This is a genomic window from Actinoplanes sp. L3-i22, from assembly GCF_019704555.1.
In the GTDB taxonomy this organism is placed as follows: domain Bacteria; phylum Actinomycetota; class Actinomycetes; order Mycobacteriales; family Micromonosporaceae; genus Actinoplanes.
Window position 1 is genome coordinate 10,083,694 of the sequence record NZ_AP024745.1, and the last position, 13,730, is coordinate 10,097,423.

Below are 13,730 nucleotides of genomic sequence, written 5' to 3' on the forward strand. Positions count from 1 at the left end.
CGAAAACGCCCCGAATACGCTAGGCCGTCTTGAATCGTGTCAGCCACCCCGGCGACATGCACCCGCGCCCGCCCCGCCCCGCGCCCCGCCTCGGCCGACGGGGCGACATGCAGCCACGCCGCCTCAGCCGACGCGGCGACGTCCGCCCGCGCTGCCTCAGCTGCCTCAGCTGCCCCAGCGGCACGCGCCCGCCCCGCCTCAGCCGACGCGGCCGGCCCACCCCGCCCCGCCCCGCCTCGCCTCGCCTCAGTCGACGCGGCGGCGCAGGTCGCGGCCGCCCAGCACCGCGGCCAGCAGATACGGCGCCAGGATCGCCAGCGCCCACCACACCAGCACACCAGGGCGGGGCTGCCCCGGCAACGGCAGATCCGGCGGGTCGATCCCGGCCAGCGGCAACGCCCACCCGGTCAGCCGCCAGCCCACCACCCCCACTCCCACCCCGGCCAGGACCGCGGCCGTGACCAGCACCGGGTACGTCCAGAAGGTGGCCTGCCCGGCCGGCCCCCGCCGCAGCCCCTGGACCCGCATCGCGACCAGGTCCTCGGTGCGCCGCCCCCGGTCCACCGCCACGGTCAGGATCAGCGCGCCGACCCCGAGCAGCGTCGCCAGCGCCGCGGCCAGCAGGTAGAACCCGAGCGACAGCGCCGGCCCCTGCCGGTCCAGCCGCGCCCGGATCGCCGCCGCCCCGGTGTCGTCGGTGACGGTCAGCCCCTGCGCGCTGAGCCGGTCGACCGCGTCGGCCGGGGCGGTCGCGCCCAGCCAGACCTGCGCGGTCGCGGCCCGTCTGGTCCCGGAGGCGAGCAGGCCGGTGTAGCCCAGGTCCACCAGGAACGCCCGGCGGCCCAGGGACGGGACGGCCGGCACGGTGGCGACCGCGGCGACCGGGACCGGCTTGTCGGCCAGGCCCTCGATCGCGACGGGCGCCTCACCGGCGTACGCGATCGGCAGTGGATCCGGCACCCCGGCGGGCCGCAACCGGACCGCCTCGGCGTATTCCGGCGACACGTCCACGTCGACGGTGATCCCGTCCGCGCCGGCGGCGAGCCGGCCCCGTTCGGACACCAGCCACTTCGTCCCGAGGCCACGGATCACCAGGCGGCCGGTGATCCGGTCCCGCCCGGCGCCGCCGATCTCCAGGCCGTTGATCCGGCAGCCGCCCTGGCACACCTCGAGCCGTACCCGGTACGTCGCCCGCCCCGCCCGCAACGCACCCAGGTCGGCCACCGTCTCCCCGCTCGCCGAGGAGACCTTCGCGCTCAGGCGCAGGCCGGCGACGCTGCTGGTGACGTCGACCGCCAGCTCGGGACCGTCGATCGTGGTCGGCTCGGCCGGCACCGGCCGCAGCCGCCCGGCCACCTGGCCGGCCCCGGTCGCGTCGCCGGGCCAGATCGCGACCGCCGCGAGCGCCCGGCTGTCCACCGCCAGGCCGGGCGTCGCGTGGGCACCGCCGCTGGAGAGCTGGGCGACCGCCATCGCCCAGGTGCCGTCCGGGTCGGCGGCACGCACCGCGGTGAGCAGCTGCCGGCCGGAGACCTGCTCGACGGTGAGCACCCGCTCGGCGCCCGCCTGCAGCCGGGCCTGGGCGTCCCGGCCGCGCACCGCGGTGTCCACCGCGCACCCGGCGAACCCGGCCACCGCCGCGGCCGCCACCAGCAGCGCGAACAGCCGGGACGCGCCGGGCCGCCGGGTCAGCTGCAGCCCGGCCAGGGCCAGGCCGAGCCGGCCGCGGCGCAGCGCCCGGGCGGCGACCCGGCCGATCAGCGGCAGCAGCGCCCGGGACAGCAGCAGCGCCAGCAGGAGCAGCGTGAACGCCGGCGCGAACAGGCCGAGCCCGGTCAGCGAGCCGTGCGACAGGATCAGCTGACCGCCGGCGAGCAGGGCCAGGACCAGCAGCACCGCCTCGCCGAACGGGACCCGCCCGGTGCCCGGGGCGGGGATCCGCCGGAGCAGGCCGGCGACCGGGCGGGTGAGCTGGCGGCGCTGCGCGGCGACCGCGGCGAGCAGCGCGATCAGAGCGGCGACCGGCGCGTACCGCAACGAGGACCAGTCGGCGGCCGGGCCGACCCCGGGGAACCGGACCGCCGCCACCACGTTGCTCAGCAGTTGCCCGGCGAGGCAGCCGAGCAGGGCGCCGGCCAGCACCGCGAGCAGGCTCTCCCCGGTCGCCAGCCACCAGCGCGACCACCACCGGGCGCCGCGCAGGGCGACCACGGCCAGCTCGCTCTGCCGCCCCTCGGCGCCGTAGCCGACGGTCAGGTAGATGCTGAAGCAGGCGAGCAGCACCAGCGGCACGGCCAGCACCGGCACCAGCAGTCGGGCCGACGCCCGGCCCTCGTCGATCCGGTCCAGCAGGCGCGGGATGTCGGTGTCGATCTGCAGCGTCTCGTCCAGCTCGGCGGCGTCCTCGTTCAGGCGCCGCAGCTCGCCGCGCAGGGCGGCGAGCCGGTCGATGTCGAGCGTGCCGGGCGCGGCGATCCCGTCGATCGCCATGCCGGTGGTGGTCCGGTCGGTCGCCGGCAGCGTCATCGAGGTGGTGAAGACCGGCTCGCCGGGGCCGACGTCCGGGCCGCTGACGAAGTAGCCGTGCCGCCCCCAGTACGGCTCCCCGGGCTGGACCACCCGGTAGACGCCCGCCACCACCAGCGTCTTCGGCGCGCCCGAGGGCAGGTAGCGGGCCGCCCCGCCGGAGGTGTCCGGCAGCGCGCCCCGGAGCGTGATGTCGTCCCCCGGGGCCAGGTCGAGCGCGGTCGCGGTCTTCTCGCCGAGCAGCACGTCGCCCTCGCCGAACAGGCAGCGCCCGGCCACGATCCGGACGTGGGCGCAGACGTCCTGCCGGAAGACCAGCAGCGTCGGGTACCGGTCGGTCTTCTCCAGGCCGACCGTGGGGGTCTCGGCGGCGTAGTAGTAGGTGAATCCGGGCAGCGCGATCAGGGTCCCGCCCAGCTCGGCGAAGTCGTCGCCGGCGCCCTCCCGGGTCTGGTTGTTCTGGGTCGCGCGGACGGTCAGGGTCAGCTCGCCGGTGGCGGCGGTGGCGATCTGCCCGGCGGCGACCGCGCGCTCGGCGGCCACCAGGTAGGCCGGGGCGGCCACCGCGGCGGCGACCGCCAGCAGCGCGAGCAGGGCGAGGGTGATCGACTGGCCACGGCGGTGCCAGACCATCGACAGCACGAGCGCGATCATCGGGCGAGCTCCCGGATCAGGCGCCGCAGCGCGAGCCAGCCCACCAGGCCGAGCAGGGCGAGACCACCGAGGGCGGCGAGCGCCAGCACCCCGGGCAGCAGCGGGGAGGGCGCCGGCAGCACCCGCCAGCCGTCCGTGAACGCCGGCACCGGACTGCCGGTCAGCCCCACGCTCACCAGGGTCGCCAGCACTCCGATCAGGACGCCGGCGAGGATCATCGCGGCCGGGCCGGCGAAGCTCACGGTGATCGCGACCCGGGCCGGCAGACCCTGCCGCCGCAGGTCGTGCAGTTGCTCGCCGAGCGAGCGCCGCTCGGCGGTGATCGCGGTCGCCACGGTGGCCGCCGCCAGCAGCAGCGCCGCCGCCCCGGCCAGCAGCGCGAAGCGGACCACCGCGGCCGGCCCCTGGCCGCCGAGCCGCTCCTGCCGGGCCGCGGCGGTGGTGTCGGTGCCGACCGTCAGCCCGGCCGCGACCAGCGCGTCGACGATCCCGGGCGGGGCGCCGGGGGCCAGCCAGACCTGGAGGTCGCCGCCCGGGTCACCGGCGCCGGCCAGCCGGCGGGTGACGTCCAGGTCGATCAGCACGCCGGACCGCCCGACCACCGGGAGCGCGTCGACGGCCCGGGTGACCTGCACCGGGGCGGGCTCCCCGTACGCACCGAGCAGCGCGTCCGAATACCGCCACTCGTCCGGCTCGGCGCCGGCCAGCACCACCGGCAGCGGCCCGCGGGTCCCGGCCGCCCACACCTGCGCCCCGACGTGCGACAGGCCGCTCGCGTTCGCGTCGGTGACCAGCCGCAACGCGCCGTCGGTGGCGGCCACGTCGAGGGCCGCGCCGAGGGTCCCGGGCCGCCACCGGGTGATGTCGCCGAGCGCCGCCCGGTCCAGCACGGCCGGCTCCGGCCCGCTCTGGGTCAGCTCGCGGATCGTCACCGCCGCGCCGTCCGGCGGCGGGCCGGTGTTGCCGTTCCGGTCCGGCGCCGAGGTCAGCGTCCAGCTGACGATCCGGCACCCGGGGGCGCCGGCGCAGCCGCTCACCGGCGCGGTGACGGTGCCCTCCCCCGCCGCGAGCGCGCCGAACCCGACGGTGACCGGCGCACCGGTGGCCTCGTGCCGCAGGGTCAGGGTGAGCGCGACCGGGGCCGGCCCGTCCCGCCGGAAACGCAGGGTGAGCCGGTCGCCGGTGACCGCCGGCAGGTCCGGCAGGCGGGCCGCGGCGGTGGCCGCGGGCAGCGTGCCGACCGGCCCGTAGGCCGGCCGCCAGGCGGCGACCGCGGCGAGCCGGGTGGTGTCCACCTCGAGGATCCGCAGCACGCCGTCCCGGCTGACCACGGCGGCCATCGCGGCCCGCCCGCCCGGGTCGGCCCGGCGGACCGCCTCGACCAGACCGGTACGGTTCGTCCCCGACACGGTCAGCACCCGGACCGCCCCGAGGTCGGCGGTGCCGCGCTCGGCCCGGGCGGCACGCTCGCCCCACTGCGCGCCGGCGGCCGTCACGAACAGCGCGACCCCGACCACGAGCAGCGCGAAGACGCGTTCCGCCCCGGCCGAGCGGGACAGTTGCAGGGCGCTGAGCCCGAGCCGCAGCCGCCCGGCGCGCAGGGCCACCCGGCCGGTCCGGGCCGCGGCCCGCCCGAGCAGCCGGGCGGCGAGCAGCCCGACCGCGAGCGCCACCAGCGCCGGGGCGGCCGCGTCCACGCCCACCACCGGGCTGCCGGACCGGGCCTGGAACAGCGCGGCGGCGGCGATCGCCAGCAGCACCGCGTCGGCGAGGACCGGCCACCACGGATTACCGGGGCCGCCGGCCGGCCGCAGCAGGGCCGCCACCGGCTTGCCGAGCAGGGCCGCCTCGACCGCGGCCAGCACCGCGAGGCCGCCGAGCAGGACCGCGCCGGCCGCGATCGCGGACCAGGTCAGCGCCGCCGACCGGTCACCGGCGGCCGGAACGCCGCCGGCCAGCGCCCGGGCCAGCAGCCAGCCGGCCGGGGCGCCGAGCAGCACGCCGAGCGCGAGCGGCACCAGGTGCTGGCCCCAGGCCAGTCGCAGGGTGCCCGCCCGGCTGACCCCCCGCAGCTTGAGCAGGGCGGCGTCGGAGCGCCGGTCGCGGGAGGTGTAGCGCCCGGCCAGGCCGATCGCGAACCAGGTGAGGATCACCAGCTGCACGCCGGCGGTGAGCACGCCGCGCAGGGCGGTGGACCGGTCCCGCCGGATGGTCTCGAGCAGCGGGCGGGCGCCGGTGGCCAGCCGCACCTCGGTCACGCCGAGCCGGTTGTCGGCGGCGGTCAGCTTCGCGGCCAGGTCCCGGTCGCCGCGGATCAGGTCGTCGGGCAGCACCCCGTCGTAGGCCGCCGTCGCGCCCCACAGCGGCCTCGCGCGGAACGTGTCGACCGGGACGAACACCGGGTCCAGCCCGGTGGTGCCGCGGAACAGCTCGTCGCTCCAATAGGGCCCGTCGGGATCGAGCCGCTGATAGCGGGCGACCACCCGGACCGGGACCGTCCCGGAGACCACCGAGCTCTGCAGGGTCAGCGTGCCGCCGGTGGTGACGCCGAGGCGACGGGCGGCCTCCTCGCTGACCGCGGCCTCGCCGGGCGCGGACGGGCACCGCCCGGTGAGCCGCACGTGGTCGCAGAACCCGTCCCGATAGTCCGTCCGCAGCTGCGGGGCGCCGGCCACCGAACGCGCGCTGAGCAGCGCGGACAGCCCGGTGACCGGATCCTTCAGGGGCAGCCGCAGGGTGTCCGGCACCTGCCGGCCCAGCTCGGCGAGCGCGGCCCGCGGATCGCCCTGGGTGTTCACGTCCCGCACCGCGGAGACGGCCCGCTCGGCCGCCCCGGACGCGGCCAGGTCGACGGTCGCGGCCCGGTCGGCCGCGGCGAACGCGAACCAGGGCCCGGCCACCGCGACCGCGGCCGCCAGCATGGCGAGAACCAGAATCGTCAGCACCTGCGCGGTCCTGGTCCGCACCGCGCCGAGCACGAGCGCGAACATCCGGCCTCCCCGTGGTCATCGGGGAGGTTACGCGCTCAACGCGCTCCGTGGTGACCGGAAGTTTCGGCCTGTGGACAACTCGGGAACGCGCCTTGTGGACAACTAGGAGCGCGCCCAGGTCGCGACGCCGTCGGCCAGGTGCACCTCGCGGTCGCACGCGGCGGCCGCCTCCGGGTCGTGGGTGGCCAGCACGACGGTGGCGCCCCGGGCCGCCTCGGCCCGCAGCAGCTCCAGCACCTTCTGCCGGTTCGCCGCGTCCAGCTCGCTGGTCACCTCGTCGGCCAGCACCACCACGCCCTGCAGCGCCAGCCCGCGGGCGATCGCGGCGCGCTGCTGCTGCCCGCCGGAGAGCTCCTCGATCAGCTGGTTGGCCTGCCCGGCGAGGCCCACGGCGGCCAGCGAGTCGGCGGTCCGGCGGCGGGCGTCGGCCGGCGAGCCGCCGGTGGCGATCACCGCGACGGACACGTTCTCGGCCGCGGTGAGGATCGCGGCCAGCCCGTTCTCCTGCGGGATCAGCACCACGCCGCGCCCGACCGCGGTGTCCCGGTCGCCCAGCGGCGCGCCGTCCACCGTGACGCTGCCGGCGCGCGGGGCCAGCAGCCCAGCCATCGCACTGAGCAGGGTGGTCTTGCCGGCTCCGGAAGTTCCGGTGACGGCCAGCACCTCGCCGGGGCGGGCGGTCACGGTCACGTCGCGGAGCACCGGGTCGCCGTCGCCGTACCCCAGATCAACCGATGTCAGGTTCATGGATTCACTACCCCCGATCAACCCGGGACGCTACTACAGCCAGCCCCGCTTCTTCAGGTAGAAGTAGAGCGTGGTCGCGAGGACCACGATCAGCACCGTGCTCTGCACGAAACCCCAGGGCTGCTGATAGCCGGGATAGGGCAGGTTCTGCCCGAAGTAACCGGTCAGCGCGGTCGGTACGGCGATGATCGCGGCCCAGGCGGCGAGCTTGCGGGTGATGTCGTTGAGGATGTTGCTCTGCTCGTTGAGGTCGGCGTCGAGCAGCTCGGTGATCCGGGTCAGCGAGTGCTCGATCGACTCCAGGGCCCGCTCGGCGTGGTCCTCGACGTCGCGGTAGTACGGCCGCAGGCTGTCGTCGACCAGGTCACCGTCCGGCCGGAGGATCTCGGCGACCACGTCCTCCATCGGGGCGACCGCGCGGCGCAGCTGGGCCAGGGTGCGGCGCAGGGCGAAACCGTGCATCCGCACCGGGCGGGGCGCACCGCCCTCGCCGAGCATGGCGTCCTCGATCGTGTCCATCGCCTCGTCGATCCGCCGCGCGGCGTCGTACTGGCTGTCGACGACCACGTCGAAAAGTCCGTACAGAAGGAAATTGATTCCGCCGGAGGCGGCCAGTTCTGGATCTTGATCCCAGCGATTCGCCAGCTTCTCGACGTCGCCCTCGTCCTTGTGCACGGTGATCAGCACCCGCTTGGTGACGAAGGCGCTGATCTCCACCTTGTGCGGCTTCTCCTCCGCGTGCGGGACCGCGACCGCGTAGACGTTGACGAACAGGTGGTCCGGGTACCGGTCGAGTTTGGGCCGCTCGTGGGCGGCGAGGGCGTCCTCGATGGCCAGCGGGTGCAGGCCGTACTCGGCGCCGACGGTGGCGAGGTCCGCCGCGGTCGGCTCCAGCAGGTCGAGCCAGGCCACCGCGTCCGGATCGTCGCGCAGGTGGGCGGCGAGGTCGCCGTACCCGAAATTCTGCTCGATCACCTGGCCCCCGGAGTAGAGACGGGTCTGCGTGGGACAGGAGAGCGCGGTGGTCACCGCCCCACTATGCCCGGGCGGAAACCGGGCGGAAACCCGGCGCGGCCTACCATGAGCCGTGACTTGGCTCGATCAGCTCCTGACCGCGTTCTACACCGCCAAATGGCAGGTGACGCCGGATCAGGCGATCTACTGGCGGGAGATCGTCGGCAACGCCTTCGGCCTCGGCTCGGCGCTGTTCGGCCTGCGCCGCAGCGCGTGGGCCTGGCCGGTCGGGATCGTCGGCAACGTCCTGCTGTTCACCGTGTTCCTCGGGCAGGCGGTCGGCAACGATCAGGGCACGCCGCTCTACGGCCAGGCCGCGCGCCAGGTGTTCTTCCTGGTCACCAGCGTCTACGGCGCGTGGCGCTGGCGCCGCAACCGGCAGCTCGGCCTCGGCGCCGCGGTGCTCCCGCACTGGGCCGGGCACCGGCAGCGGCTCGTCCTGATCCCGGCCGCGCTGCTCGCGGTGGCCCTCTGCTTCGTCGTGTTCCGCCAGGTCGGCGCGGGTTTCCCGGTCCCCTGGTGGTATTACCTGGCGGACTCCTGGATCTTCGTCGGGTCGATCCTGGCGACGTACGCGATGGCCCGCGGCTGGGTCGAGTTCTGGCTCTGCTGGATCGCCGTCGACCTGGTCGGCGTCCCCGAGCTGCTGCACTTCGGCTACTACCCGTCAGCGGTGCTCTACGCGGTCTACGCCGGCTTCGTGATCTGGGGTTTCCTGGTCTGGCTGCGGATCTCCCGGCTGCCGCGCCCGCCGGTTCAGGACAAGGTGCACGCACACGCCGGCAATTAGGCCCCAGAACGCCGAGCCGACGTGTGCCACGGTCATCCCGGACGCGGTCGCCGCGAGCGTGACCAGGGCGCCCTCCCGGGCCGGCCGGTCGTCGAGCGCGCCGGCCAGACTGGCCAGCAGCGCGCCGAGCAGGGCCACCCCGCAGACCGCCGCGACCAGCGGCTTCGGCAGCGCGGTGAAGAAGCCGACCAGGCCCGTCCCGAGGAAACCGCAGAGCAGGTAGAAGAAGCCACAGGCGACGCCGGCGACGTACCGTAAGCGGGGGTTGGGGTGTGCTTGTTCGCCGGTGCAGATCGCCGCGGTGATCGCGGCGAGGTTGATGCCATGACTGCCGAACGGCGCGAGCAGCACCGAGACGACCCCGGTGCTGCCCAGCAGCAGTCGATCGTCCGGTTGATACCCGCTCACCCGCAGCACGGCCAGGCCCGGCGCGTTCTGCCCGGCCATCGTCACGATCAGCAGCGGCAGACCGACGCTGACCAGCGCGGACCAGTTCAGCGTCGGCACCGTCAGATGCGGCAGGGTCAGCTCCGCGGAGACCCCGCCGAGGTGCAGCTCACGCTGGAGCGCGGCGACCAGCGAGCCGGCGCCCAGCGCCAGCAGCACCGCGTAGTTCGGCAAAAATCGCCGGCCCAGGAAGTACGCCACCAGCACCGACCCGACCACCGCGGGCGCGCCCGGGAGCTGCCGGAACGCGTCCAGCGCGAACGGCAGCAGGATGCCGGCCAGCATCGCCGAGATGATCCCCTGCGGAACCTTCGCGAGGATCCGGCCGAACAGCCCGGAGAAACCTAGGATCGTCATCCCGACCGCGGCGAACAGGAACGCGCCGACGGCGTCCGAGTACTTGTAGGCGCTCAGCGAGCCGACCAGCAGCGCCGCACCCGGCGTCGAGAAGGCGGTGATCACCGGCATCTTCGTGACCAGGCTCAACACAAGTCCGGACAGGCCGCTGCCGATGGCGATGGCCCAGACCCACGAGGTGGTCTGGGCCTCGGTCAGGTGCGCGGCCGACGCGGCGGTGAGGACCACCGCGAACGGGCCGGAGAACGAGACCAGGACGGCGACGAGTCCCGCCACGATTGCGCTTGGTTTCACCTCAGGAGTCGACCACGGGTGGCCGACTCCTGAGGACCCGCCTGTCAGACCATCTCAAGCACAGGGACCACGGTGTCCTGCTCGATCGGCTTCGCCTTGCGCAGCATCCAGAGGCTGAGCGGGACCCCGACCAGGATCAGGATCGCGGCGACCACCATCGCCCACTGGTAACCGACCAGGTAGCGGTGCAGTTCGGTGCCGGTCGAGGCGCCGGCCCGGTTGCTCAGGATCGCGCCCAGCACGGTCACCCCGAGCAGGCCGAAGACCTCGCGGGAGACGTTCAGCATGCCGGAGGCGATGCCGGCCCGCTCGCTCGGCAGCGCGCCGAGCACCACGTTGCTCAGCGGGATCAGCAGACCGCCGCCGACGCCGTAGAGGGCGAACCAGGGCAGCAGGTCGAGGTAGTGGGTGCCCTCGCCGTACTGGGCGATCCCGAGGATCGAGCCGCCCATCACCAGAAGACCGAAAGCGGTCACCCGGGCCACGCCGAAGCGGGCCTCCAGACGCGGGGCCAGGACGGCGCCGACCGCGGTGATCAGTGCGAGCGGCACGAAGCCGGCGCCCGCCTCGGTCGGCGAGAAGCCGAGCACGTTCTGCAGGTAGATCGCCATGTAGAAGTAGATGCCGAAGACCCCGAAGGCCCACAACCCCATGGCCAGCAGACCGCCCGTGAACATGCGCAAGCGGAAGAAGGCCAAATTCACCATCGAGTCCTCGGTACGGCTCTGCTGCACCACAAACGCAGTGGCAGCCACCGCCGCGACCGCGAACGATCCCAGGATCAGTCCGGAGGTCCAGCCCTTGGCGTCGCCCTCGATCAGGGCGTAGGTGAGCGCGAACAGCGCGACCGAGGACGTGACCAGGCCGATCGGGTCCATCTTTTTAAAAACGGATTTTTCGTGATTCTTAGTGATGCCGCGCGGCATGGTGATCATCGCGAGCGCGAACGTCGCCACGCCGATCGGCAGGTTGATCAGGAAGATCCAGCCCCACGAGACGTGCTCGGCGAGCACCCCGCCGGTCAGCGGGCCGACCGCGAGGGCGAGCGCGCCGACCGCGCCCCAGATGCCGATCGCGGTGCCGCGCTCCTTCGGGTCCGGGAAGAGCTCCTGGATCAGCGCGAGCGCCGCGGGGGACAGCAGCGCGGCGCCGATGCCCTGCAGCGCCCGGGCGCCGATCAGCAGCTCCTGGCCGCCGGCCAGACCGGCCGCGAGCGAGGCGACCGTGAAGATCCCCAGCCCGGAGAGGAAGACCACCCGGTGGCCGACCACGTCGCCGAGGCGGCCACCGGCCAGCAGCAGACCGGCGAAGACCAGGATGTACGCGCTGGTGATCCACTCCAGGCCGGAGATGCTCAGGCCCAGCTCCCGCTGAATGCTCGGCAACGCCACGTTCACCACGTTGTTGTCCAGGTACGTCATGAAGGTGCCGAGCGCCACCGCGACCAGCGCCCACCACCGACGGTTCTTCTCCATCGCTCCCCCTACGCCTTCGCTTGTACAGCGTACTTGTACGACGTACATGTACCTCGTACATGAGACCTGTACGTTGTATGGTTGTCAAGTGACTCCAGCGGAACGACTCAGCAAGGCGACCGTCGCCGAGCGCGCCCTGCGCCTCGCCGACGAGGAGGGCCTGGACGCCATCACCATCCGACGCCTGGCCAAGGAGCTGGGCGTCACCCCGATGGCGCTGTACTGGCATTTCAAGAACAAGGACGAGCTGCTGCTCGGGGTCGTCGACTACGTGCTCAGCGACGTCCGGTCGGACCGGACGGCCGGCGATCCGTGGCAGAAACAGCTCCGCGCGATCCTGGAGACTGTGATCGGCGTCATGCGCGCGCACCCGTCGCTGCCGGACCTGCTGCACTCCACCGACAAGACCCAGACGCCCAACTTCACCCGCGCGACCAACGACACGCTGGCCCTGCTCGGCGCCGCGGGGTTCGACGTCGAGGAGTCGTACTGGATCGCGATGTACCTGCTGAACGGCGCGATGGGGCTGGTCGGCGGCCAGCCGGACTGCCCGGCGAGCGTCCCGGCCGACCAGGCCGACGAGTGGCGCCGGCAGAAACGCGTCCAGCTGGAATGCCTGCCGGCCGACCGGTTCCCGATGATGATCGAGTTCGCCAAGACGTACCGGCGGGCGCCGGACGTCGAGCGGTACTACGCGTTCGGGCTGGACCTGCTGATCTCCGGGGTGGAGTCGATGGCGGAACGCCGCCCTTGATCTTCGTCCGCTCTTAACCCCGGCTGCCCCGGCGATCCACCCGCTGCCGATTGGCTGGATCGTCATGCGGGGGACACAAACACTGACGGCAGCCGTTCTGTGCGTCGTGACAGCCATGTCGTACGAATCGCCGGCCTACGCCGGCACGGCCACCCAGCTCACCGGAGGCGGTGACACGGTCGCCGCCACCGCGGTCGATCAATGGGCGGCCGAACTCGGCATGACCGGGCTCCGGATCAACTACAACGGTGTCGGCTCGCGGGCCGGCCTGACCCAGTTCGGCAGCGACCTGACCGATTTCGCGGTCACCGACGTTCCGTTCGACACACCGCCGGCGCGACCGTTCGCCTACGTGCCGATGGTCGGCGACGCGGTCGACCTGGCGTACACCGTGACCGCCGGAGGACGGCGCCTGACCGATCTACGGCTGTCCGAGCCGGCCCTCGCCGGGATCTTCACCGGAACCATCACCCGATGGAACGACCCGGCGATCGCCGCCGACAACCCCGGCGTGGCGCTGCCCGGCGAGGTGATCCGTCCGGTGATCCGATCCGACGCCAACGGCACCACGCTCGCGTTCACCTCCTGGCTGGCGGCGCGCCGCCCGGCCGCCTGGGCCGACTACTGCGGCCGGGCCGGGCAGACCACGCCCTGCGGGCCGACCAGCCTCTATCCGTACGCCGGGGGCGACTTCACCGCGCTGGCCGGAGCCCAGAACAGCGCCGGCTTCGCCCGGGAGACCGAGGGCGCGATCGCGTACGTCGACCACCACACCGCCCGGGCGATCGGCAACCGGGTCGCCCGGATCGGCAACGCCGCCGGCATCCCCACGGCCCCGGCCGCGACAAGCATCGCGATCGGACTCACCCGGGCCGGCGTCGCCACCGACGGGACGGCCGATCTCCAGCCGGTCTACGCCAACCCGGACCCGCGGGCCTATCCCCTGGCCTACTACCACTCCCTGGTCGTACCCACCGCTACCAGCGCCCGGTTCCCCGCGGCGGCCGGCGGCGCCCTGACCCGCTTCGGCGGCTTCGCGATCTGCGCCGGGCAGGAACAGGTCGACCAACTCGGGTATGCGCCGCTCCCGATCAACCTGACCAGGGCGGCCATCGACCGGCTCGGCCGGGTGCCCGGCGCCGACCCGGCCGCGCTGCAGCTCTCGACCTGCGCCAACCCGACGTTCCGGCCGGACGGGACCACGATCCTGGACACCGCGCCGTACCCGCCGTCGCCGGACCTCACCGAGCTGATCACCACGACCGTGGAGGCCGGCACACTCACCGTCTCGGTCGAGACCGGGGACGTCGTGCTGCCCGCTCCGGTCCTCACCGCGGACGGCGAAGCACTCACCACCTCCGGCGACATCCGGACGGTCACGGTCACCGACACCCGCGCCGGCAACCCCGGATGGAACGTCAGCGGCCAGATCACCGACTTCACCGACGGTGCCGCGCACACCATCCCGGCCGAGCGCCTCGCCTGGACCCCGGCGGTGGTCGACCACCTGCCGTTCCAGCACGTGACGGCCGGGCCGGGCGCCGTGCTGGGCCGGCCCGCCACGCTCGGCTCCGGCGACAACGGCACCGCCCGGCTGGGCGCGCATATCGTCCTGAACGCGCCGACCGAGACCCTGCCCGGCACTTACTCGGCCCTGCTGACCTTCACGGCCATCTAGCATC

The 13,730-nt window shown here is 74.0% G+C and carries 8 protein-coding genes and 1 pseudogene; 3 read left to right on the plus strand and 6 right to left on the minus strand.

Annotated elements, in window-relative coordinates; genetic code table 11:
- Nucleotides 1-246: 246 nt before the first annotated feature.
- From L3i22_RS44775 to L3i22_RS44790, 4 genes are all read right to left on the minus strand, one after another.
- Nucleotides 247-3,180 (minus strand): FtsX-like permease family protein, encoded by a 2,934-nt coding sequence (locus L3i22_RS44775; protein ID WP_221323500.1) that lies wholly within the window; start codon nt 3,178-3,180, stop codon nt 247-249.
- Nucleotides 3,177-6,170, minus strand: coding sequence for an FtsX-like permease family protein (locus L3i22_RS44780; RefSeq protein WP_221323501.1), 2,994 nt, complete (start codon nt 6,168-6,170; stop codon nt 3,177-3,179). Before L3i22_RS44780 ends, L3i22_RS44775 begins: the two co-directional genes overlap by 4 nt.
- A 102-nt stretch (nt 6,171-6,272) precedes the next feature.
- Entirely contained in the window at nt 6,273-6,917 is a 645-nt protein-coding gene (locus L3i22_RS44785; RefSeq protein WP_221323502.1) for an ABC transporter ATP-binding protein, read from the minus strand.
- Nucleotides 6,918-6,950: 33 nt separating this feature from the next.
- On the minus strand, nt 6,951-7,946 hold the full coding sequence (locus L3i22_RS44790) for a magnesium transporter CorA family protein (protein WP_221323503.1): 996 nt from the start codon (nt 7,944-7,946) through the stop codon (nt 6,951-6,953).
- 58 nt (nt 7,947-8,004) lie between these two features.
- Here L3i22_RS44790 and L3i22_RS44795 point away from each other — a divergent pair, with 58 nt between their 5' ends.
- Nucleotides 8,005-8,721 (plus strand): nicotinamide mononucleotide transporter family protein, encoded by a 717-nt coding sequence (locus tag L3i22_RS44795; RefSeq protein WP_255657628.1) that lies wholly within the window; start codon nt 8,005-8,007, stop codon nt 8,719-8,721.
- 27 nt (nt 8,722-8,748) lie between these two features.
- On the opposite strand, the pseudogene L3i22_RS44800 reads toward L3i22_RS44795, so the two are convergent.
- Both L3i22_RS44800 and L3i22_RS44805 read right to left on the minus strand, forming a co-directional pair.
- A pseudogene (locus tag L3i22_RS44800) lies at nt 8,749-9,819 on the minus strand (benzoate/H(+) symporter BenE family transporter); the annotation flags it as partial.
- A gap of 44 nt (nt 9,820-9,863) precedes the next feature.
- Nucleotides 9,864-11,294 carry an MFS transporter gene (locus L3i22_RS44805; RefSeq protein ID WP_221323505.1) on the minus strand — a complete coding sequence of 477 codons (1,431 nt, stop codon included), beginning with the start codon at nt 11,292-11,294 and terminating at the stop codon, nt 9,864-9,866.
- Between the two features lie 88 nt (nt 11,295-11,382).
- Here L3i22_RS44805 and L3i22_RS44810 point away from each other — a divergent pair, with 88 nt between their 5' ends.
- Nucleotides 11,383-12,048 carry a TetR family transcriptional regulator gene (locus L3i22_RS44810; protein WP_255657629.1) on the plus strand — a complete coding sequence of 222 codons (666 nt, stop codon included), beginning with the start codon at nt 11,383-11,385 and terminating at the stop codon, nt 12,046-12,048.
- A 115-nt stretch (nt 12,049-12,163) separates the two neighbouring features.
- Nucleotides 12,164-13,726: a substrate-binding domain-containing protein gene (locus L3i22_RS44815; RefSeq protein ID WP_221323507.1), complete on the plus strand. Its 1,563-nt coding sequence runs from the start codon at nt 12,164-12,166 to the stop codon at nt 13,724-13,726.
- Nucleotides 13,727-13,730: the final 4 nt, after the last annotated feature.